This window comes from Actinosynnema sp. CA-299493, assembly GCF_050946825.1.
Classification (GTDB): Bacteria; Actinomycetota; Actinomycetes; order Mycobacteriales; family Pseudonocardiaceae; genus Actinosynnema.
Window position 1 is genome coordinate 573,756 of the sequence record NZ_CP191993.1, and the last position, 20,858, is coordinate 594,613.

The following is a 20,858-nucleotide window of genomic DNA, read 5'->3' on the forward strand; positions in this document are numbered from 1 at the left end:
GAGCAGCCCGTGGTCCCTGGCGAGATCATCACCGGCGACGAGCCGGTCGAGCTGAACCCCGGCCGGCCGCGCACCACGCTCGTCGTCGTCAACGCGGCGGACCGCCCGGTGCAGGTCGGGTCGCACTACCACTTCGCGGCGGCCAACCCCGGGCTGGAGTTCGACCGGGAGGCCGCGTGGGGCAAGCGGCTGGACGTCCCGGCGGGCACGGCGGTGCGGTTCGAGCCGGGCGTCGAGCGCGAGGTGGTGCTGGTGCCGATCGCGGGTCTGCGGCGGGTGCCCGGGTTGCGGCCGGAGCTGGCCGGGGAGCTGGACCGGTGAACGAGATCAGCCGCCGCCGCTACGCGGAACTGCTGGGGCCGACGGTCGGCGACCGGATCCGGCTCGCCGACACCGACATCCTGATCGAGGTGACCGAGGACCGGTCGAGGGGGCCGGGCGGCGCGGGCGACGAGGTGATCTTCGGCGGCGGGAAGGTGATCCGCGAGTCGATGGGCCAGGGCGTGGCCACCCGCGCGGAGGGCGCGCCGGACCTCGTCATCACGGGCGCGGTCGTGCTCGACCACTGGGGCGTGGTCAAGGCCGACGTCGGTGTGCGCGACGGCCGGATCGTCGCCATCGGGAAGGCGGGCAACCCCGACACCATGGACGGGGTCGACCCGGCGCTGGTGATCGGGCCGTCGACGGAAGTCCTGTCGGGCAACGGGAAGGTGCTCACGGCGGGCGGCATCGACTGCCACGTGCACTTCATCACGCCGGGCATCGTGGACGTCGCGGTGGCGTCCGGGTTGACCACGTTGATCGGTGGCGGCACCGGGCCGGCGGAGGGCACGAAGGCGACGACGGTGACGCCCGGCGCGTGGAACCTGGGGCGGATGCTCGCGTCGATGGACCACATGCCGGTGAACGTGCTGCTGCTCGGCAAGGGCAACACGACCCGGGAAGACGCCCTGCGGGAGCAGCTGGCGGGCGGCGCGGGCGGGTTCAAGCTGCACGAGGACTGGGGCACGACGCCGGCCGCGATCGACGCGTGCCTGCGGGTGGCGGACGAGTCCGGGGTGCAGGTCGCCATCCACACGGACACGTTGAACGAGGCCGGGTTCGTGGAGTCGACGCTGGCCGCCATCGCGGGCCGGTCGATCAACGCCTACCACTCCGAGGGCGCGGGCGGCGGGCACGCGCCGGACATCATCCAGGTGGTGTCCGAGCCGAACGTGCTGCCGTCCTCGACCAACCCCACGCGCCCGCACACGGTGAACACGCTGGAAGAGCACCTGGACATGCTGATGGTGTGCCACCACCTCAACCCGTCCGTGCCCGAGGACCTGGCGTTCGCGGAGAGCCGCATCCGGCCCACCACGATCGCGGCCGAGGACATCCTGCACGACCTGGGCGCGATCTCGATGATCAGCTCGGACTCGCAGGCGATGGGCCGGGTCGGCGAGGTGATCATCCGGACCTGGCAGACCGCGCACGTGATGCAGCGGCGGCGCGGCGAGATGCCGGACAACCTGCGCGCCCGCCGGTACGTGGCCAAGTACACGATCAACCCGGCCATCGCGCACGGCATCGACCACGAGGTCGGGTCGGTGGAGGTGGGCAAGCTGGCCGACCTGGTGCTGTGGGAGCCGAAGTTCTTCGGCGTGCGGCCGGCGGTGGTGCTGAAGGGCGGGTTCATCGCGCACGCGGCGATGGGCGACGCGAACGCGTCCATCCCGACCCCGCAGCCGGTCTTCGCGCGGCCGATGTTCGGCGCGCACTCGGCGGCGCGCAGCAGCGTGCACTTCGTGTCGCAGCAGGCGGTCGACGCCGACCTGGCGGACGTGCTGCGGCTGGCGCGGCCGTTGGTGGCGGTGCGGAACACGCGGGGCGTCACCAAGACCGACATGGTGCTCAACGACGCGATGCCGCGCGTGAAGGTCGACCCGGACAGCTTCGCCGTGCGCATCGACGGCGAGCTGGTGGAGCCCGCGCCGGTGGCCGAGCTGCCGATGGCCCAGCGCTACTTCCTGTTCTGATGAACCTCGCGGCGCTGATGATCGCGGACTCCCGGTTCCCGGGCGGCGGCCACGTGCACTCGGGCGGGCTGGAGGAGGCCGTCGCGCGGCGGCTGGTCGCCGACGAGGCGTCGTTGGCGTCGTTCCTGCTCGGGCGGTTGCGGACGGCGGGCGCGTTGAGCGCGGTGTTCGCGTCCGCCGCGTGCCGCGGGCGCTACGGGGAGCTGGACGCCGAGTTCGACGCCCGCACGCCCTCGCCCGCCCAGCGCAACGCGTCACGCGTGCAGGGGCGCGGCATCGCGCGGGCGGCTCGGCGGGCGTGGCCGTCGGCGGAGTTGGCGGAGCTGCTGCGGGTCACGCCGAGGCCGCACCACCCGGTCATCGTGGGCGTGCTGGTCGGCGAGCCGTTCGAGGCCGCGCAGACCGTGGCCTACCACGCGGTGACGGGTCCGGCGACGGGCGCGATCCGGCTGCTCGGCCTGGACCCGTTCGGCGTGAACGCGGTGCTGGCCCGGTTGGCGCCGGAGATCGACGCCATCGCCGCGATGGCCGCGGGCCACGCCGACACCCCGCCCGAGGACCTGCCCGCCCCGAGCGCGCCCGGCCTGGACCTGCTGGCCGAATCACACGACCGCCACCACTCGGAAGAGGTGCGTCTCTTTGTCAGCTGACCACGTGCACCCGGTGAACTTCGACCCCGCCGACGCGGGCCACGACCCCCACGAGGCCCATGAGCCGCACGAGCACCGGGCGGTGCGCCTGGGCATCGGCGGGCCGGTCGGCAGCGGCAAGACCGCGTTGACCGCGGCGCTGTGCCGGGCGTTGGGCGGGAGCGTGAACCTCGCCGTGGTGACCAACGACATCTACACGACCGAGGACGCCGACTTCCTGCGCGCCGCCGGGGTGCTGGACGTCGAGCGGATCGAGGCCGTGCAGACGGGCGCGTGCCCGCACACGGCGATCCGCGACGACATCACGGCCAACCTGGACGCCGTGGAGCTGCTGGAGCACCGGGTGCCCGGCCTGGAGCTGGTGATCATCGAGAGCGGCGGCGACAACCTGACCGCCGTGTTCAGCCGCGGCCTGGTGGACCGGCAGATCTTCGTGGTGGACGTGGCGGGCGGTGACAAGGTGCCGCGCAAGGGCGGTCCCGGCGTGACCACCGCGGACCTGCTGGTGATCAACAAGACGGACCTCGCGCCGATGGTGGGCGCCGACCTCGGTGTCATGACGGCCGACGCCCACCGGATGCGCGGCGAGCTACCGGTGATCGCACAGTCCCTCGTGGACACACCGGACGCGCCCGCGGTGGCCGACTGGGTGCGCGCTCAGCTCCGCACGCTCGCGACGGTCAGTTGACTCCCGAACGGGCTGACGTCGCCCGCGCAGCCGTGCTGTCCGGTCATCGGCAGGTGCAGCGGCGCCGTCTCGTCCGGCGGGAACACGCGGATGCCCCACACGGGCGTCTTGCGGCACACGTCCGGGTCGAAGTTGTCGACTTGGGCGAAACCGACGTCCGAGCGGACCGCCGTGCCGTGCGGCAGGGTGAGCAGCGGGCCGCGTTCACCGACGCGCGCGGCGGCGGCGCCGACCCGGTCGCCGTTCCCGTCCACATAGGACACGCCCGGGAAGCCCCGCAGCACGCACGTGCGCGGGCCCCGGTTGGTGAGCACGACCTCCCGGTACACCGTGCCCGCCGCGCCTTCCTCGCGGCCGAACCCGATGGTCAGGTCCGCCGACCGGCACGTGCCGGCCGCCGGCTGCGCGACCGCCGTTCCCCCGGTGACGAACACGGCCGCGACGACCGCGGCTGTTGCGACGAATCTCCTCATCACGATCTCCCCCGAGATGCGCGGGTGGGACTTCCACCCGATCCGAGGACGTGTCGGGGGTCACAGGGGTTGCTCCGGTGAGGGCGCGGGCTCACCTGGTCGTGGCCTGCGACCCGAACGGGCGATCCGTCGTGCGCGACGTGCGGTCGATGGCGCCGTTGCGCCTGGTGCCCCGGCGCGGCCCGCAGGAGGTCGCGCTCGTGCACCTGGTCAGCGCGGTCACCGCGCCGCTGGGTGGCGACGACCTGGAACTGCGGGTGGCGGTCGAGGCGGGGGCGTCGCTGGAACTGCGCGGGGTGGCCGCGACGCTGGCCCTGCCCGGTCAGCACGCGGGCGGCAGCCGTGCGCTGGTCGACGTGGAACTGGCCGACGGCGCGTCGTTGGCGTACCTGCCGGAACCGACCGTCGTCACGGCGCGTGCACGTCACGAGTCCGTGTTCCGCGCGCGGATGGGGGAAGGCGCTCGGCTGCGTGCGCGGGACGTCGTCGTGCTGGGTCGGTCGAACGAGCGGCCGGGCTCGCTCACCACGACGCTCGACGTCCGGCGGGACGGGCCGGTGATCAAGCAGACATCGCGGTTGGGAACGCACGAAGTGGACACCAGTCCGGCCGGGCTGGCCGGCCGCCGGGTGTTCGGCACGGAGTTGCTGTGCTGGGACGACGACCTGCCGGGAGCGGTCTCGGCCGACTGGTGGTCACTCGTCCCGCTGGCGCGTGGCGGGAGCCTGAGCACCGCCTTGGCCGATGACGCCGTGACCGTGGAACGCGCGCTCGACGAAGCGCGGTCCAGGCATCCCGGGTCGAGCGGCCCTCTGACACGATCCCGTGCTCGATTCCGAGGCGCGGGTCACACCGAAAGTCACGGATCGGGTGGCGGTCATCACCGTGCGAGCGGTTTCGCCTCGGGCGCGGAACCCGTACGGTCGCGGGATCGCTAGGTGCCACAAGTGCCTTGGCCAGGACGAATTACGCTCCGGGAGGTCGGGATGTCGGAGACGACGAACATCGCGTTGCCGTCGATGCGCGTGTCCTACGAACATGGCTCGCTCACAGAGAGCGACCTCGCGGCCAGTTGGCACGAGCAGCTCCAGCTGTGGCTGGACCAAGCGGCGGGGGCGGGCCTGCCGGAGCCGAACGCGATGGTGCTCGCGACCGCCGACACCGAGGGCCGGCCGTCCTCGCGGACCGTGCTGGCGAAGGGCCTCGACGAGCGCGGCCTGGTGTTCTTCACCAACTACACGTCGGCGAAGAGCCACGACCTGATGGCCACCCGGTACGCGTCGGCCACGTTCCCGTGGTTCGCGATGCAGCGGCAGGCGCACGTGCGCGGCATCGTCGAGAAGGTCGGTCCCGCCGAGACCGCGAGCTACTGGGAGAGCCGCCCGCGCGGCTCGCAGCTGGGCGCCTGGGCCTCGCCGCAGTCCCGCGTCGTCAGCGGGCGCTCCACTTTGGAGAGCGCGCTGAACAAGGTCGAGCGGCAGTTCGCCGACGCCGACCGGGTACCCGTGCCGCCGCACTGGGGCGGCTGGCGCATCCGGCCCGAAGAGGTCGAGTTCTGGCAGGGCCGCCGCGACCGCATGCACGACCGCCTCCGCTTCCGCCTCGGTCGGGACGGCTGGGAGCTCCAGCGGGTCGCGCCCTAGTCCGACCACTCCGGGAACGAGCCCCGCGGCACCTCGCCGCGGGGCTCGTCCCGCGTCCGGACCCGCTCGGGTCGTGTCCCACGTCTCGGTGAGGCTGTCGTTAGTTGCCGTACGCTAAACGACCGTGCGGAGAGTCCTGGGGAAGATTGCCATCGACACCCGGCCGTTGAGGGTCGTGGCGTACCGGCGGCTGTGGCTCTCCACCATCGTGACGGCCGTCGGCAGCCAGCTCACCGCGGTGGCGGTGCCCAAGCAGGTGTACGACCTCACCGGGTCGTCGGGCTGGGTCGGTGTCGCGGCCGGTGTGGCGCTGGTGCCGTTGTTGGTCTTCGGGCTGTACGGCGGGGCCATCGCGGACGTGGTGGACCGGCGCAAGCTGCTGATCGTCACCAACACCGGCATCGCGGTGACGTCCGTGCTGCTGTGGGTGCAGGCCGCGCTGCACGTCGACTCCGTGTGGCTGGTGATCGCCCTGCTCGGGCTGCAACAGGTGTTCTTCGCCGCGAACGCCCCCGCCCGCACCGCCTCCGTCGCCCGGCTGGTGCCCGCCGAGCAGATCCCGGCCGCCACGGCGCTGAGCTCGACGGTGATGATGTTCGGCGGCGTGTTCGGGCCCATGGCGGCGGGCGCGCTGATGCCGGTCGTGGGCCTGTCGACGTTGTACCTGGTCGACGCCGTGGCGCTGACGCTGACGATCTGGGCGGTCTGGAAGCTGCCGCCGCTGCCGCCGTTGAGCGGGACGTCGCGCCGCGCCGGGCTGCGGGACGTGGTCGACGGGTTCCGGTACCTGGCCGTGCAGAAGATCCTGCTGGCGAGCTTCCTGCTGGACATCATCGCGATGGTGTTCGGGATGCCCCGGGCGCTGTTCCCGGAGATGGCCGAGAACACGTTCGGCGACCCGCCCGGCGGCGGGTTGGCGCTGGGCCTGCTGTTCGCCGCCATCCCGCTGGGCGCGATGCTGTGCGGCCTCACGTCCGGCTGGACCTCACGCGTGACCCGGCACGGCGTGGGCGTCGTGCTCGCGGTCGTGGCGTGGGGCGTGGCGATGGTCGGGTTCGGCCTGTCGCACGCCCTGTGGCTCGCGGTGGTGTTCCTGGCGATCGGCGGCGCGGCGGACATGATCAGCATGGTGTTCCGCAGCGCCATCCTCCAGTCGGCGGCGACGGACGAGATGCGCGGCCGGATGCAGGGCGTGTTCATCGTGGTGGTGGCGGGCGGTCCCCGGCTGGCGGACCTGCTGCACGGCACCACGGGCGCGATGATCGGCCCTGGCAACGCCACCGCGCTGGGCGGCGTCCTCGTGGTGGTGGCAACCGGGCTGGCGGTGCTGGCCATCCCGGCGATCAAGCGCTACCGCTTCACGCCGGCGGTCGTGGACTCCGGGCCGCCCGCCGGCTGAACTGCCGGCCTCCGCTCAGACGGGGGTCCGCGGGGCCTGGTCGGGATCACCGTGCCGGTCCCGCGCCGCGCGCAGCCGCAAGCGGTCCAGCAGCCTGATCGACGGTGTCGCGGTGACGCCGTGCAGGACGATGGAGCCGATCACCACCAGGCCGACCACCCGCCAGATCGCGTCCTGGTCGGCGAAGTCCCCGGCTTGCAGCGCGTAGGCGACGTAGAAGAGCGACCCGACGCCGCGCACGCCGAAGAACGAGATGACGGCCCGCTCCCGGGGCCCCGTCTTGCCCCGCGCCAGCCCGATCAGCCCCGCCACCGGCCGCACCACCAGCAGGACGACCAGCGCGACCAGCACGTCCCGCCACCCGGTGCCGGCCAGCAGCCCGGTGACCGCCGCGCCGCCGAGCAGGAAGATGATCAGCACGGTGAGCATCCGCTCGACCTGCTCGACGTACTGGTGCAGGACGCGGTGGTAGCCGTGGGACCGCTCGCCCGCCCGGATCGCGCAGGCGCAGACGAAGACGGCGACGAAGCCGTACCCCTCGGCCAGCTCGGTGAGGCCGTAGGCCAGGAAGGTGGCGGCGAGCGCGACGAAGCCCTCCGCGTGCTCTGCCAACCGGAAGTCCTTCGACGGCGCGGCGAAGAACAGCTTGCGCAACCCCCAGCCGGTGAGCAGGCCGACGAGCACGCCGCACGCCAACCGCCACAGCACGTCCACGACGAGCCAGTGCGGCAGCCAGCCCTCCGGCGCGGCCCCGGCGATGCTGATGGCCACGGCGGCGTAGGTGAACGGGAACGCCAGCCCGTCGTTGAGCCCCGCCTCGGACGTCAGCGCGAACCGCGCCTCGTCCTCCTCCTCGCCCGGGTCGTCGGGGTCCTCCGCGGGCTCGGCCACCTGCACCTCGCTGGCGAGCACCGGGTCGGTGGGCGCCAGCACCGCCGCGAGCAGCACCGACGACGCCAGTCCCAGGCCGAGCGCGCCCCAGCCCAGCAGGCCGACGGCGAGCATCGACAGCGGCATCGTGACGCCGAGCAGCCGCCAGGTGGTCGACCAGCGACGCAGCCCGACCGGCCGGTTGAGCGCGAGGCCCGCGCCCATCAGCGAGACGATGACGCACAGCTCGGTGAGGTGCACGGTGAGCGTGCCGTGCGCGGTCGGGTCCGGGTCGGGCAGCGGGTCGAAGGCCGCGAACGCGACCGCGCCCGCCGCCAGGAAGACCATCGGCATGGACGCGGGCGCCCGCCCCAGGACCCTGGGCAGCACCGCGGCCAGGAGGGTCGCGACACCGACACCGGCGTAGACCACGGCGGTGGGCTCCAACGGGCGGGTTCCTCTCGTCGGCTCGCGGTCAAGAGGGCGAGTACCCACCCAGTTACCCGGATCGGGTGATGCCAACCGCGTCCGGGCGAGCCACCGCGTCACACCGGGTCCGGAGCACCGGTGTCCGGTCGGTGGACGTGACCCGGGTGACGCCGTGGCGGGCGTGGTGGACTGGACGGGTGATCACCTACGACCGCCGGGCGTTCGTGCAGGCGTTCCTCGACGCCCACCCGGAAGCCAAGCGCGGTTACTACTACAGCCAGGCGTACAACGCGGCGTTGCGCGAGCACCGCCAACGGGTGCTGCGCGGCTTGCAGGAGCTGTTCGGCCTCACGCTCGACTTCGAGGGCGTGGCCGAGTACCGGGCGCTGTTCCTGCTGTTCCGCGGCACGGCCTCGTCGTACGTCAAGATCACCGGACCGGGCGAGGGGTTCGCGGAGGCCGGGTTGATCCTCAAGCAGCTCGCCCAGTCGGGGGTGGAGCAGCCGGTCCACGACGCGCTGAACCGGATCACCGCGTGCAACGACCAGTCGGCGGAGGCCCACCTCGACGTGCTGGTGACGTTGGTCGGCGTGTTCCTGGGCGATCGGGCCACCGCGACCTTCACGTCGGCGGACCTGGCCGCCGTCGGCGTGGACGACACGGCCGGCCCGGACTCCGCCGACTACGACGTGTGGGAGGACTACTGAGCCCGCAGGAACCGCGCCCACGAGGTCGCGGGGAAGGTGACGGTGGGCGCGGGGTTCTTGGAGTCCCGCGCCGCCACCCGCTCCTGGACCCGGGCCACCTCGACGCAGTTGGCACTGCTGTTGCTGCGAGAACTCTTACGCCACAAGGTCATGGCTCCATCGTGTCACGCGAGGCCCTTCAAGTAATCCAGCGTCTCCTCCGCCGTGTAGGCCAAACGCCGCAGTGCCGCCCAGGTCGCCTCGAACACCTCGATCTGGTCGTCCTCGTCGATGAACAGGCTCGCGACCTTGTTCTCCAGCAGCACGAGGCTCGGGTCGTCGTCGTACTCCAGGATCACGAACGGCCCGTTGAGCCCGCCGTGCAGTTCGGCGTCGGTCGGCACCACCCGCACCGTGACGTTGGGGCGTTCGCCGGCGTCGACGAGGTGTCGGATCTGGCGGCGTTGTGCCGCCTGGTCGTGGAACGGCCGCTCCAGGACGCCCTGCTCGATGATCACGCTGAGCTTGAGCGGCGTGTTGCGGCTGAGGAGGCCTTGGCGTGCCATCCGACTGGCGACCAAGGCGTCCACCTGGGCATTGGTGAGAGCGTGCCCGGTGGCCTTGATGATCGACCGGGCGTATTCCGGCGTTTGCAGCAGACCGGGAATCATCAGGGGTTCGTAGTTGAGCAGTGAACTGGCCTCGTCCTCGAAATCGACCCAGGTCTGCCAGTCCTCGTGCACCCTTTGGTTGTTGTTCATGCGCAACATGCCACGCTGTTCGGCATGCCGGGCGAGGTCGAGGAGTTCGACGCGTTGCTTGCGCGCGACTTTGTAGAAGTCGAGCAGCTTCTCCAGGTCGTCGAGGTAGATGCCCGCACCGGAGGTCTCGATGCGGCTGATCTTGCTCCCGGACATGCCCACCGCCTCACCCACGGCATCGGTGCTGGTGCCGCTGGTGGTGCGGAGCTTCTTGAGGACGTGTGCGAGTCGGCGGGAGCGGACCGACGTTCCAGCGCGGCGTGCCATGCGATCAAGTTAGGGGCGCTGCAAATTGAATCGCAAGAACAGTCACTCGAATGAGTTATTGCGGAATTTAAGACAGCGCTGCGAATCTTGGGGCATGGAGCAGATCATCAAGGTGACGTCGCCGAAGCGCGAGTGGTTGTTGCGGTGCTACTCGGACCAGGAGGACGTGCTCAGCCTCGAAGTCCAGGACGGCGGGATCGACGTGTTCCTGCCCACCGGCGTGGACGGGGTGAGGCTGGAGGCGGACCAGATCGCGGCGTTCCGGGAGGCGTTGGACGAGGCCATCGCGCAGGCCGAAGCCGACCTGCGGGCCGCCGCCCGACCCTGAACATCAAGACTTGCCCAAGGTGTGCCGCTCCGACTATCCGCGCCCAGTGTGATCCGGCACACTCACACGGCATGGCGGAAGCGACGAGCGCACCGGGGCAACCGGAACTGAAACGGGCCATCGGCCCGAAGTTGCTGCTCTTCTTCGTGGTCGGTGACATCCTCGGCACCGGCATCTACGCCCTCACGGGCAACGTCGCGGGCAAGATCGGCGGCGCGCTGTGGGTGCCCTTCCTGGTCGCGTTCGCGGTGGCGTTCCTGACCGCGTTCAGCTACCTCGAACTCGTCGGCAAGTACCCCAGGGCGGCCGGCGCGGCGCTGTACACCAACCGCGCGTTCAAGATCCAGTTCCTCACCTTCATGGTGGCGTTCGCGGTGATGAGCTCGGGCATCACGTCGGCGTCCTCCGCCGCGCTCGCGTTCGGGCGCACCTACCTCCAGTCCGTCATCAAGGAGTTCTTCTCCGACACGTTCACCGTGTCGGCGACGCTGGTCGCGATCCTGTTCATCATCGGCCTCGCCGCGATCAACTTCCGGGGCGTCTCGGAGTCGGTCAAGGCGAACGTGGTGCTGACCTGCATCGAGCTGTCCGGCCTGGTGATCATCATCGCGATCGGCCTCTACGCGGTGCTGGTGGGCGACGGCGACCCGGCCCGGTTGACGCAGGTCGACCCGGCGCCGGGCCAGAGCGCGCTGGTCGCGATCACGTCCGCCACCGCGTTGGCGTTCTTCGCGATGGTCGGGTTCGAGGACTCGGTGAACATGGCCGAGGAGGTGCGCGACCCGGTCCGCATCTTCCCGCGCGCGATGCTGTGGGGCATGGTGATCGCGGCGGTCATCTACGTGCTGGTCGCGATCACGTCGTCGTTGCTCATCCCCGCCGACCAGCTGGCGAAGGCGGGCTCCTCCGCGCTGCTGCTGGTCGTGCAGGTCGGCGCGCCCGGCTTCCCGCTGTGGGTCTTCTCGCTGATCGGCCTGTTCGCGGTCATCAACTCGGCGCTGATCAACATGCTGATGGCCAGCCGGCTGATCTACGGCATGTCGAACGAGCGGATCATCCCGAAGGTGTTCGGCACCGTCCACCCGTTCCGCCGCACGCCGTGGATCTCGATCGTCTTCACGTCGGGCGTCGCGATCATCCTGGTGTCGACCACGGACATCGCCAAGCTCGGCGGCACGACGGCGTTGCTGCTGCTGGTCGTCTTCACCATCGTCAACGTCGCGGTGCTGGTGCTGCGCAAGGAGGAGGTCGACCACGAGCACTTCCGCGCGCCCACCTGGGTGCCGGTGCTCGGCGCGATCACGTGCGCCTACCTGGCGAGCCCGCTGTCGGGCCGCGCGTCGGCGGACTACGAGATCGCGCTGTACCTGCTCGCGGCCGGCGTGGTCCTGTGGCTCATCAACCGGCTGGTGCACGGCAAGGTCACGTTCGACGCGGAGAAGCTGACGAAGTGACCTCCTGACCGGGTCCGGCCAGGAGGGCGAGGAGCCGCAGCCGGTCCTCGTCGTCCTGGCGGACCCGGCGGCCGTGGATGCCGCCGCCCGGCATCGCGGCGTCGCCGTGGGCCAGGGCGCGCAGGCCGGGCAGCAGCGGGGCGGCGTCGGGGCCCAGCTCCCGCAGCGACTCGGCCAGCCAGGCCCGGGCGCCCACCCAGGTCAGCCGGTGGCGGACGGCGTCGAGGAGGGGCTCGGCCTCGCCCGTCACGCGGCGCAGGGCCAGCGCGGCGGCGTACGTGTCGTGGCGGTCCGCGAGCAGTTCGCGCAGCCGTGGCGCCAGCGCGGCGGCCGGTGGGCCGATCAGCCCCGCCAGCTCGACCGCGTCCGCCACGTGCCGGGCGTGGTCGAGGGCGTCGGCGACGGCCCGGAGCGGGGCCGCCACGTCACCGGCCCGCCGCAGGAGCCCGGCCGCGTCGAGGCGCAGCCGGGTGGTGGCCGGGGTGTCGTCCGCGTCGGTGGTGGCGAGCTCGCGCAGCGCGGGCAGCAGGTCGTGCAGGGGCAGGTCGTGGCGCACGGCGGTCTGCGCGGCCGGGACCGGCTCCTCCGCGCCGGCCTCGGCCACGCAGGCGCGCACGTGGTCGGGGTCGCCGGTGATCGCGGTGAGGGCTTCGGCGCAGTCGAGGCGGTGGCGCCAGGACGCCGCCGGGTCGTGGCGGACACCCGTCAACGCGGGGACGGCGGACGAGGCGGCCTGGCCCATCGCGGCCAGCGCGCGGACCGCCCACCACCGGTCGTGCGGGACGAGCGCGACGAGTTCCGGCACGGCCTCGGCCGCGTCCGCGCCCCAGCGGCGCAGCAGCCTGGTCAGGTTGTTCAGCTCGTTGTGCCACCGCACCCGGCCCAGGAGCGCGTCCTGGTCCGACGACGGCTCCCACCGCGCCGGCAGGGCCGCCAGCCGCCGTCGCACCGCGGTCAGCAGCACGGCGTCGCACGGCACGCCGGCGTCGATGATCGTGCCCAGGACCTCCGGCCCGATCCCGCCCGCGGCGAGCGCGGCGGTGAACGGCCGCCGCCAGCGCGGGTCGCCGAGCGTGACGAGCACTTCGAGGCCGAGGCCGAACAGCCGTGCCCCGGGGGTGTTCGGCGCGGTCGGCGGCGGACCGGTGAGGTGCGCCGCGAGGGAGTCCGCGGCCAGGGGAGCGGCCGGGGCCACGTCGCGGACCGCGGTGGCGGCGGCGACGCGCACCCACGGCTCCGGGTGGTCGACGGCGGCGGCCAGCAGCGGGGCCAGCTCCTCCCGGACCGACCGCGACCGCGCGCACCGCTCGTAGACGGCGTCGACGGCCCGTTGCGCGGTGTCGGCCGGGCCCTGCTCGATCAACGAGCGGCAGAGCGCGGCGAGGGACGCGGTGTCGGCGCCCGCCACGACGTCGGCGAACGGGTCGGCGGACCAGACCCAGTTCGTCAGCGGTTCACCGGTCACCCAGCAGGCGATGACGGACGAGGTGGCGGTGTCCGGCCACGGCAGCCCGGCGTCGGCGATCGCCCACAGCGCGCCGGCGTGGACGGCGGCCGGCCGGTCCGACCCCAGCTCGGCGGTCAGCCACCCGGCGCTCTCGGCCGGCGCGAGCCGACCGGCCGCCGCCAGCAGACCCGCGACCACGTGCGGCGACTGCTCACGCGCGCGTCGCGCCCGCACCGCCGCCACCAGCCCGGCGGTGGGCGGCAGGTTGCCCAGCAGGTAGGTGGCGACGTGCCGGAGTTCGACGTCCGGGTCGTCCAGCAGCGGCAGCAGGGTCGCGGTCTCGCGGGCGAGGGCGGCCCGCACGTCCGCCAGCACCTCCGGCGAGGCGTCACCGGTCTCGGCGACCACCCCGAGCAGGTGCGCCAGGCCCGCGCGCCGGGGCGTGCCCGGATCGGCGGCGAGCCGGGCCAGGAACGGCACCGCCCGCGGCGTCGCCGAGTACAGCGTGCCCTGGTGGTAGATGCTGCCGAAGAGGTGCTCGAACGCCTCGCCCGCCAGCTCCTCGTCCTCGCCGACGGCGTCGCGCAACGTCCGGGGCACGTCCGCCGCCGAGCCGTGCGCGTGGCCGAGGGACGCCCACTCGACGTCGTCGACGCCGTCGAGAGCGGCGGCGGTCATCGGTCTGCTCCCATGAGCGGTGCAGCCTAGGGGGTCAGGCCGCCTCCACCCGGTAGGGGTCGTGCTCGGCGAGCAGCTTCTCCAGCCGTGCCTGGTCGACCCGGCTCACCACGTAGGTCTCCTCCTGCCGGTCGCGGACGCACTTGGCCAGGGTGAACGCCGACGTGATGGTGAACAGGAGGCCGACGGCCAGGAAAGCGCGCACCCACCCGTCCACGGGCAGGTAGGCGACACCGAGCCCGACGGCGGCCAGCGAGACGACGAAGGAGATCACCGCCTGCGCGTAGAAGGCGTTGGTGGTCGGCGAGTGCGGTTTCGCGGTCATGCCCGAAGCGTCCCCGCCGACCCCTGCCGGTGTCATGAGTACTGCTACTCGATCAGGCGTGCGCCTTCTGGTGGCGGCGCAGCTCGGTGGCGTCGTGGGCGCTGAAGACGTCCACCTCGTCGTGGTGGTCGCGCACGAGTTCGCGCAGGCGCTCCTGGTTGGCGACGCGCAGCTCGGGCAGCACCTGCATCCGCTTCTGCATGAACGCCAACCCGGGCGGGCAGTGCCGCTGCGCCTCCACCTCGCCGTGGAAGAAGTACGAGTCGCCCGCGTGCAGCAGCCACCGGTCGCCGACGCGCACCGCCACGCCCGTGTGCCCGTGCGTGTGCCCGAACAACGGCACCAGCAGCACGTCCGGCCGCACCTCGCGCACACCGCCGAAGCCGAACCACGTCTCGCCGGTCGGCCCGTGCGGCGTCCACTTCGGCCCGTGCCGCCACTGCGCGTCCGGGTACCGCACCCGGTCGTTGCCCGACTTGTCCGGGCGGGTCGCCGAGGCCAGCTCCTCCGCCGACACGTGCACGCGCGCGTCGGGGAAGTCGCGCAGGCCGCCGCCGTGGTCGAGGTCGAGGTGGGTCAGCACGACGTCGCGCACGTCGGAGGCGCCGAACCCGAGCGCTTCCACCTGGCGCAGCGCGGTTTCCGGCTCCGCCAGCGCGGGTCGGCTCATCAACCGCCACCAGCGCGCCAACGTCTCGTCCGGCCGCCGCACGTCGCCGAGGCCCAGACCGCTGTCGACGAGCACCAGGCCGTCGTCGGTCTCCAGCAGCAGCACGTGGCAGACCAGCTCGGCCGCCTCGAAGTACGAGCCCTGGCCGGTCACCAGCTTCCCGCCGAACGGTCGCATGGTGCCGCAGTTCAGGTGGTGCGCTCTCATGGCCTTGGCCTTCCGAGGAGGACGCCCAGGCGGGCGCCGACGGCGTGCAGGGGGTCCGGCGAACGGCGGGTGCGGGCGAGCAGCAGCGCGCCCTCGATGGCGGCGAGCACGACCGTGGCCAGGCCGTCGTCACCGACGCGCGTGGCGATGAGGTGCTGCCACTTGGCGTAGACGTCCGCACAGGCCAGGCGGATCGGCTCGCTGTCCGACGCCGCGTCGAGCGCGACCGTGGCGACGGGGCACCCGCTGCGGAAGTCCGAAGCCAGCAGGTCGCGGACGAGGAGGTCCAGGGCGAGGGAAAGCGCTTTCGTGGAGTCGGGTTCGGCGTCGAGGACGGCGGCGAGCGCGTCGCACAGCTCGTTGCCCGCCAAGGTCACCGCCTCGACCGCCAACTGCTCCTTGCCGCCCGGGAAGTGGAAGTAGAGCGAGCCCTTGGGCGCGCCGCCCTCGGCGAGCACCTGGTTGAGGCCCGTCGCGTGGTAGCCCTGCGACCGGAACAGGTCGGCCGCCGCGCGCACCACGCGTTGTCGGGTGTCGGTCCGTCTCGGCATGGTTTTACTATAGAGACCGGTCTAGTAACTAAGTCAAGGGTCGAGCCGCTCGGATACGCTCCTGACCCATGCTGGAGATCGCCCACGGCGCGGCACGCGCCGTCATCGCACCCGAGGGTGCGGGACTCAAGTCCTACGAAGTCGGCGGCGTGCCGTACGTGGAGACGTACGACGACGAACCGCCCATGGGCAGCGGCGCGGTGCTGGTGCCGTGGCCCAACCGCACGGCGGGCGGCAGATGGGTGCTCGACGGCGAGGAGCAGCAGCTGGAGATCGGCGAGCCCGCGCGGGGCAACGCGATCCACGGGCTGGTGCGCCGCGCGATCTGGGGCACCGTGGAGCACACGGGGTCGTTGATCTCGCTGGAGACGCCGGTGGCCGGCCTGGGCTGGCCGGTCGAGCTGCGCACCACCATCACCTACGCGCTCGACGACAACGGCCTCACCGTCTCGCACGGCGTCACCAACGTGGGTGATAAGCGGACCCCGTTCGGGGTGGGCACGCACCCGTACCCGCGCGCCGGCGCGTCCCTGACCGACGAGACCTCGCTGTCGCTGGCGGCCACGACCGTGCTGCCGGTGGACGCGCAGACCATGATCCCGAACGGTCCGGCGACGCCCGTGTCGGGCGACCTCGACTTCCGGGTGGCGCGGCTGCTGGAGGGCGTGGAGCTGGACACCGCGTTCGGTGGCTGCGAGCCGGTGGACGGGCTGGTGCGGCACGTGCTGAAGGGCCCGGCGGGCGGCGTCGAGGTGTGGGCGGACCCGGACTTCAAGTGGGTGCAGGTCTACACGCCGCACAACTACCCCGGCCGTGGCCGCGCGGTGGCGATCGAGCCGATGACGTGCCCGCCGGACGCGTTGAACAGCGGGGTCGACCTGCTGTGGCTGGAGCCGGGCGAGTCGTGGGCCGGCCGGTGGGGTTTGCGCCCCCTGTCGTAGACCGTTAGCGTCGCTAACTATGAACGTCGCCATCACGGGTGGGTACGTCGTCCCGGTCGCCGGAGAGCCGATCGAGGGCGGCACGGTCCTGATCCAGGACGGGAAGATCGTCGCGGTCGGCCCGGACGTCGAGGTGCCGGCCGGCGTCCCGGTCGTGGACGCGGCGGGCGGTTGGGTGCTGCCCGGCTTCGTGGAGGCCCACGGCCACCTCGGCGTGCACGAGGAGGGCGAGGGCTGGGCCGGGCAGGACACCAACGAGATGACCGACCCCAACGGTGCCCGGCTGCGCGCGTTGGACGCGATCAACGCCGCCGACCAGGGCTTCGCCGACGCCCTGTCCGGCGGCGTCACGACCGCGGTGGTGAAGCCGGGGTCGGGCAACGTGATCGGCGGCCAGACCGTGGCGGTGAAGTGCTGGGGTCGCACGGCCGACGAGATGCTCGTGCGCAACCCCGTCAGCGTGAAGAGCGCGTTGGGCGAGAACCCGAAGCGGGTGTACGGGGACCAGAAGAAGCTGCCGTCCACGCGCCAGGGCGTGGCGGCGGTGATCCGCGACGCGTTCACCAAGGCGCAGGACTACGTGGCCAAGCGGGACGCCGCCGAGGACGGCGTGTTCGAGCGGAACACCACGTCCGAGGTGCTGGCGCGGGTGCTGTCGGGCGAGCTGCCGTGGTGCCAGCACTGCCACCGCGCCGACGACATCGCGACGGCGTTGCGGCTGGCGGACGAGTTCGGCTACCGGCTCATCGTCAACCACGGGACCGAGGGTCACCTGATCGCGGACGTGCTGGCGGAGCGTGAGATCCCGGTGATCATCGGGCCGCTGTTCACGTCGCGGTCGAAGGTCGAGGTCCGCAACCGGTCGTTGCGCAACCCGGGCATCCTGGCGCGTGCGGGCGTGCAGATCGCGATCACCACGGACCACCCGGTCGTGCCGATCCACTTCCTCGTGCACCAGGTGACGTTGGCCGTGAAGGAGGGCCTGGACCCGCGCGTGGGTCTGGAGTCGATCACCGTGAACCCGGCCCGCATCATGGGCCTGGACGACCGCGTGGGCTCCCTGCGTCCGGGCCTGGACGGCGACGTCGTGATCTGGTCGGGCGACCCGCTGGACGTGATGAGCCGGGCCCTGAAGGTCTACGTGGAAGGCCGCGAGGTCTACCGCTACGCCGACGGCGAGGAAATCGTCACCAACCCCTTCTACCGCGAACCCTGACCCGCGTGTCGAACCTCCAGGTCCCGCGTGTCCTACGTTCGCGTCACTCGTGTCCTACGTTCAGGACACCCGAGTTGAACGCTCAGAACAGTCGATCTTGTGCTGAGCGTTCAACTCGGGGTACCGGAACGTAGGACACGCGCGTTCCGAACGTAGGACACGCGGGACGCGGAGGTTCGACACGCGCGGGGGTCAGCGGAGGGAGCGGCCGATGACGAGGCGTTGGATCTGGTTGGTGCCCTCGAAGATCTGGAGCACCTTGGCCTCGCGCATGTAGCGCTCCACCGGGAAGTCGCGGGTGTAGCCGGCGCCGCCCAGGACCTGCACGGCGTCCGTGGTCACCTTCATCGCGGTGTCGGTGCAGATCAGCTTCGCGATCGCGGCCTGGCGGCGGAACGGGAGGCCGCGGTCGCGGCGGCGGGCCGCCTCCAGGTACGTGGCGCGGGCGGACTCCACGGCGGCGGCCATGTCGGCCAGCAGGAACTCCAGGCCCTGGAAGTCGATGATCGCGCGGCCGAACTGGGTGCGCTGCTTGGCGTACGCGACGGCCTCGTCCAGCGCGGCCTGCGCCAGACCGACGCCGCACGCGGCGATGCCGAGCCGGCCCGAGTCCAAAGCGGACAGTGCGATCCCCAGACCGCCGCCCTCGGTCCCGATCAGGCGGTCCGCGTCGAGCCGCACGTCGGCGAACGACAGCTGCGCGGTGATCGAACCGGTCAGGCCCATCTTGCGCTCCGGCTTCGCGGCGACCAGCCCCTCGGCCTGGCCGGGCGCGAAGAAGCAGCTGACGCCCTTGCCGCCGTCGTCGGATGTGCGCGCCATCACCGTGTAGAAGTCGGCCACGCCGGCGTGCGTGATCCACGCCTTCGTCCCGTTCACGGTGTAGTGGTCGTCGGACCGGACGGCACGGGTGGAGAGGGCGGCGGCGTCCGAGCCCGCGTGCGACTCGGACAGCGCGTAACCGCCCAGCAGGTCGCCGCCCACCACGTCCGGCAGCCAGCGCGACTGCTGCTCCTCGCTGCCGAACGTCGCCAGCGCGTAGCTGGACATGACGTGCACCGACAGCCCGACGCCGACCGACATCCACGCCGACGCCACCTCCTCCAACGCCTGGAGGTACACCTCGTACGGCTGCTCGCCCCCGCCGAACCGCTCCGGGTACGGCAGCCCGAGCAACCCGGTCCGGCCGAGCAGCCGGAACGCCTCACGAGGGAACCGCGAGTGCTCCTCCGCCTCGGCGGCGTGCGGCGCGAGCTCGTCGCGCGCGATCTCGCGGACCAGGGCGAGCAGGTCCTCGGCCTCGGTGGTGGGCAGCAGGCGCTCGGCGGGCATCGTCGACCTCCGGATCGCGGGAGTACTGTCGCCAGTACTGTAGGACGTACTCCAGTACTGGAGCCAGGCGCTGTGACAGAGTTGGCCCCCGTGACCTCGATCGTGCGCCGACCGCTGACGCCCCGGCAGGTGGAACTGCTGGCCAGGCTGGAAGCGCTCGTGCTCGCCGAAGGTTTCGCGCACTTCACGCTGGACGACCTCGCCGCCCGCCTGCACTGCTCCAAGTCCACGCTCTACGCGCTGGCCCCGAGCAAGGAGCAGCTGGCGGTCAAGGTGGTCGGCCGCTACTTCAAGGGCGCGGCCGAGCGGATCGAGCAGCGCGTCGCCGACGTCGACGACGTCCGCGCCCGCGTCGGCACCTACCTGGCGGGCGCGGCCGAGGAGCTGCGGCGCGCGTCGGACCGGTTCATCACCGACGTGTCCGCGTTCGCGCCCACGCGCAGCACCTACGAGCGCAACGCCCGCGCCGCCGCCGAGCGGATCCGCGAGTTCATCCAGGAGGGCGTCCGCGACGGGGTGTTCCGGGACGTGCATGCGACCCTGATCGCCGAGATGGCCGGTCTGCTCATCGAGGGCATCCAGACCGGTGTGCTGCCCCGGCGCGCGGGGGTCTCGGACGCCGAGGCGTTCACCGCCCTGGGTGAACTGCTGCTGGACGGGTTGCGGAGAGAACGGAGCCAGTCGTGATCGTCGTTGCAGGTGAGGCGCTGGTCGACCTGGTGCCCACGCCGGAGGGCACCCTCGCGCCGCGGTTGGGCGGTGGGCCCTACAACGTGGCCGTGGCCGCCGGCCGCCTCGAAGCGCCGGTGAGCTTCCTGTCCCGGGTGTCGACCGACCTGTTCGGCGACCGGCTGGTCGAACGGCTGCACGCCTCGACCGTGCGCACCGACCTGGTCCAGCGCGGCGGCCAGCCGACGACCCTGGCCGTGGTCGGGCTGACCGACGACGGCTCGGCGCGCTACTCGTTCTACGTCGAGGGCACGGCGGACCGCCAGGTGACCGATCCGGGGCCGCTGCCCGCCGGCACGGAGGCGGTGTCCTTCGGCACGCTGTCGTTGGTGCTGGAGCCGGGCGCGAGCACCTACGAGCGCGTGCTGTGGCGCGAGGCCGAACGCGGCGCGCTCACCGTGCTCGACCCGAACATCCGCGCGGGCCTCATCCGCGACCCCATGGCCTACCGCGACCGCTACGACTCGTGGCTGCCGCACGTCGGCCTGCTGAAGGTGTCCGTTGAGGACGCGCGGTGGCTGGCCGACCTCCCCTCGGACGCGTCCGAGGACGACGTGCTGGAGGTCGTGCGCGACTGGCAGGGTGCGGGTCCGGCCGCCGTCGTGCTCACGCGGGGTGGCGACGGACTGGCCGTGCTGACCGCCGCCGGCGACGTGATCCGCGTCCCACCCACCCCCGTGGACGTGGTCGACACCATCGGCGCGGGCGACACCGTGCAGGGCGCGCTGCTCGCCTGGCTGCACGCCCACGACGCGCTGTCCGTCGAGGCTGTCCGGGGTCTGGACGCCGCCGGGTGGGGTCGGGCGCTGGCCTACGCGGGCGCCGCCGCGGCCATCACGTGCTCCAGGGCGGGCGCCGAGCCACCGTTCAAACGAGAGCTGGAGATGACCTAGCTCTCACCCCGCGTGAGATGGAGAAACAGCCCGGAAGGGCTACCGTGGTGGATGCACGCTAGCCACCCATGCATCCGGATGTGATGCCTGTCCCACCTCACAGAATCGGTTCACACCGCGGCTGTGCGGAGGGTCGTCCTCTGACTAGCGTGGGAGAACTGACAGGACCCCAACGGGGTGGTGCTGCGGTGCGGGGCGATCCC

General features: G+C 72.2%; 23 protein-coding genes. 14 read left to right on the forward strand and 9 right to left on the reverse strand.

Going from position 1 to position 20,858, the window contains the following annotated elements:
* Positions 1-9 precede the first annotated feature (9 nt).
* From ACQPYE_RS02855 to ureG, 4 genes are read left to right on the forward strand one after another with little or no spacing between them, the layout of a single operon-like run.
* Entirely contained in the window at positions 10-321 is a 312-nt protein-coding gene (locus ACQPYE_RS02855; protein ID WP_498718971.1) for an urease subunit beta, read from the forward strand.
* Positions 318-2,018, forward strand: a complete 1,701-nt coding sequence (locus tag ACQPYE_RS02860) for an urease subunit alpha (protein ID WP_498718972.1) — start codon at positions 318-320, stop codon at positions 2,016-2,018. The genes ACQPYE_RS02855 and ACQPYE_RS02860 overlap by 4 nt, the downstream gene beginning before the upstream one ends.
* Positions 2,018-2,668, forward strand: coding sequence for an urease accessory protein UreF (locus tag ACQPYE_RS02865; protein WP_498718973.1), 651 nt, complete (start codon positions 2,018-2,020; stop codon positions 2,666-2,668). Before ACQPYE_RS02860 ends, ACQPYE_RS02865 begins: the two co-directional genes overlap by 1 nt.
* A gap of 4 nt (positions 2,669-2,672) precedes the next feature.
* Positions 2,673-3,356: an urease accessory protein UreG gene (gene ureG / locus ACQPYE_RS02870; protein WP_498722826.1), complete on the forward strand. Its 684-nt coding sequence runs from the start codon at positions 2,673-2,675 to the stop codon at positions 3,354-3,356.
* Here the strand turns inward: ureG and ACQPYE_RS02875 are convergent.
* Positions 3,326-3,829 carry a DUF4232 domain-containing protein gene (locus tag ACQPYE_RS02875; protein ID WP_498718974.1) on the reverse strand — a complete coding sequence of 168 codons (504 nt, stop codon included), beginning with the start codon at positions 3,827-3,829 and terminating at the stop codon, positions 3,326-3,328. The two genes, ureG and ACQPYE_RS02875, sit on opposite strands and share 31 nt — an antisense overlap.
* Before the next feature lie 77 nt (positions 3,830-3,906).
* Between ACQPYE_RS02875 and ACQPYE_RS02880 the strand changes: the two genes are divergently transcribed.
* The 3 genes from ACQPYE_RS02880 to ACQPYE_RS02890 all read left to right on the forward strand — a co-directional run bounded on the left by ACQPYE_RS02880 (position 3,907) and on the right by ACQPYE_RS02890 (position 6,871).
* Positions 3,907-4,767 (forward strand): urease accessory protein UreD, encoded by an 861-nt coding sequence (locus ACQPYE_RS02880; protein WP_498718975.1) that lies wholly within the window; start codon positions 3,907-3,909, stop codon positions 4,765-4,767.
* A gap of 48 nt (positions 4,768-4,815) precedes the next feature.
* Positions 4,816-5,472: a pyridoxamine 5'-phosphate oxidase gene (pdxH, locus tag ACQPYE_RS02885; protein WP_498718976.1), complete on the forward strand. Its 657-nt coding sequence runs from the start codon at positions 4,816-4,818 to the stop codon at positions 5,470-5,472.
* Between the two features lie 124 nt (positions 5,473-5,596).
* The gene (locus ACQPYE_RS02890) at positions 5,597-6,871 is read left to right on the forward strand and encodes an MFS transporter (RefSeq protein ID WP_498718977.1); all 1,275 of its coding nucleotides are present in this window, start codon (positions 5,597-5,599) and stop codon (positions 6,869-6,871) included.
* Positions 6,872-6,886: 15 nt separating this feature from the next.
* On the opposite strand, the gene ACQPYE_RS02895 is transcribed toward ACQPYE_RS02890, so the two are convergent.
* Entirely contained in the window at positions 6,887-8,188 is a 1,302-nt protein-coding gene (locus tag ACQPYE_RS02895) for a cation:proton antiporter (RefSeq protein ID WP_498718978.1), read from the reverse strand.
* A 131-nt stretch (positions 8,189-8,319) separates the two neighbouring features.
* Here ACQPYE_RS02895 and ACQPYE_RS02900 point away from each other — a divergent pair, with 131 nt between their 5' ends.
* The gene (locus ACQPYE_RS02900; protein ID WP_498718979.1) at positions 8,320-8,877 is read left to right on the forward strand and encodes a hypothetical protein; all 558 of its coding nucleotides are present in this window, start codon (positions 8,320-8,322) and stop codon (positions 8,875-8,877) included.
* Here ACQPYE_RS02900 and ACQPYE_RS02905 read toward each other — a convergent pair.
* Both ACQPYE_RS02905 and ACQPYE_RS02910 read right to left on the reverse strand, forming a co-directional pair.
* Positions 8,871-9,029 carry a DUF397 domain-containing protein gene (locus ACQPYE_RS02905; protein ID WP_498718980.1) on the reverse strand — a complete coding sequence of 53 codons (159 nt, stop codon included), beginning with the start codon at positions 9,027-9,029 and terminating at the stop codon, positions 8,871-8,873. The two genes, ACQPYE_RS02900 and ACQPYE_RS02905, sit on opposite strands and share 7 nt — an antisense overlap.
* Positions 9,030-9,041: 12 nt before the next feature.
* Positions 9,042-9,884 carry a helix-turn-helix domain-containing protein gene (locus ACQPYE_RS02910; RefSeq protein WP_498718981.1) on the reverse strand — a complete coding sequence of 281 codons (843 nt, stop codon included), beginning with the start codon at positions 9,882-9,884 and terminating at the stop codon, positions 9,042-9,044.
* A gap of 94 nt (positions 9,885-9,978) precedes the next feature.
* On the opposite strand from ACQPYE_RS02910, the gene ACQPYE_RS02915 reads away from it, so the two are divergent.
* On the forward strand, positions 9,979-10,212 hold the full coding sequence (locus tag ACQPYE_RS02915) for a hypothetical protein (protein ID WP_498718982.1): 234 nt from the start codon (positions 9,979-9,981) through the stop codon (positions 10,210-10,212).
* Between the two features lie 71 nt (positions 10,213-10,283).
* The gene (locus ACQPYE_RS02920; RefSeq protein ID WP_498718983.1) at positions 10,284-11,666 is read left to right on the forward strand and encodes an APC family permease; all 1,383 of its coding nucleotides are present in this window, start codon (positions 10,284-10,286) and stop codon (positions 11,664-11,666) included.
* Here ACQPYE_RS02920 and ACQPYE_RS02925 read toward each other — a convergent pair.
* Genes ACQPYE_RS02925 through ACQPYE_RS02940 form a run of 4 tightly spaced genes read right to left on the reverse strand, consistent with a single transcriptional unit; the run spans position 11,635 to position 15,544 of the window.
* Positions 11,635-13,791 (reverse strand): hypothetical protein, encoded by a 2,157-nt coding sequence (locus tag ACQPYE_RS02925; protein ID WP_498718984.1) that lies wholly within the window; start codon positions 13,789-13,791, stop codon positions 11,635-11,637. The two genes, ACQPYE_RS02920 and ACQPYE_RS02925, sit on opposite strands and share 32 nt — an antisense overlap.
* A gap of 34 nt (positions 13,792-13,825) precedes the next feature.
* On the reverse strand, positions 13,826-14,116 hold the full coding sequence (locus tag ACQPYE_RS02930) for a YiaA/YiaB family inner membrane protein (protein WP_498718985.1): 291 nt from the start codon (positions 14,114-14,116) through the stop codon (positions 13,826-13,828).
* A gap of 52 nt (positions 14,117-14,168) precedes the next feature.
* Positions 14,169-14,993 (reverse strand): MBL fold metallo-hydrolase, encoded by an 825-nt coding sequence (locus tag ACQPYE_RS02935; protein ID WP_498718986.1) that lies wholly within the window; start codon positions 14,991-14,993, stop codon positions 14,169-14,171.
* The gene (locus ACQPYE_RS02940) at positions 14,990-15,544 is read right to left on the reverse strand and encodes a TetR/AcrR family transcriptional regulator (protein WP_498718987.1); all 555 of its coding nucleotides are present in this window, start codon (positions 15,542-15,544) and stop codon (positions 14,990-14,992) included. Before ACQPYE_RS02940 ends, ACQPYE_RS02935 begins: the two co-directional genes overlap by 4 nt.
* Positions 15,545-15,612: 68 nt before the next feature.
* Between ACQPYE_RS02940 and ACQPYE_RS02945 the strand changes: the two genes are divergently transcribed.
* Together ACQPYE_RS02945 and ACQPYE_RS02950 are read left to right on the forward strand one after the other, a co-directional pair.
* Positions 15,613-16,485, forward strand: a complete 873-nt coding sequence (locus ACQPYE_RS02945; RefSeq protein WP_498718988.1) for an aldose 1-epimerase family protein — start codon at positions 15,613-15,615, stop codon at positions 16,483-16,485.
* Between the two features lie 19 nt (positions 16,486-16,504).
* Positions 16,505-17,701: an amidohydrolase gene (locus ACQPYE_RS02950; RefSeq protein ID WP_498718989.1), complete on the forward strand. Its 1,197-nt coding sequence runs from the start codon at positions 16,505-16,507 to the stop codon at positions 17,699-17,701.
* A gap of 192 nt (positions 17,702-17,893) precedes the next feature.
* On the opposite strand, the gene ACQPYE_RS02955 is transcribed toward ACQPYE_RS02950, so the two are convergent.
* The gene (locus tag ACQPYE_RS02955) at positions 17,894-19,033 is read right to left on the reverse strand and encodes an acyl-CoA dehydrogenase family protein (RefSeq protein ID WP_498718990.1); all 1,140 of its coding nucleotides are present in this window, start codon (positions 19,031-19,033) and stop codon (positions 17,894-17,896) included.
* Between the two features lie 90 nt (positions 19,034-19,123).
* Between ACQPYE_RS02955 and ACQPYE_RS02960 the strand changes: the two genes are divergently transcribed.
* Entirely contained in the window at positions 19,124-19,720 is a 597-nt protein-coding gene (locus tag ACQPYE_RS02960) for a TetR/AcrR family transcriptional regulator (RefSeq protein ID WP_498718991.1), read from the forward strand.
* Entirely contained in the window at positions 19,717-20,655 is a 939-nt protein-coding gene (locus ACQPYE_RS02965; protein ID WP_498718992.1) for a carbohydrate kinase family protein, read from the forward strand. The genes ACQPYE_RS02960 and ACQPYE_RS02965 overlap by 4 nt, the downstream gene beginning before the upstream one ends.
* Positions 20,656-20,858: the final 203 nt, after the last annotated feature.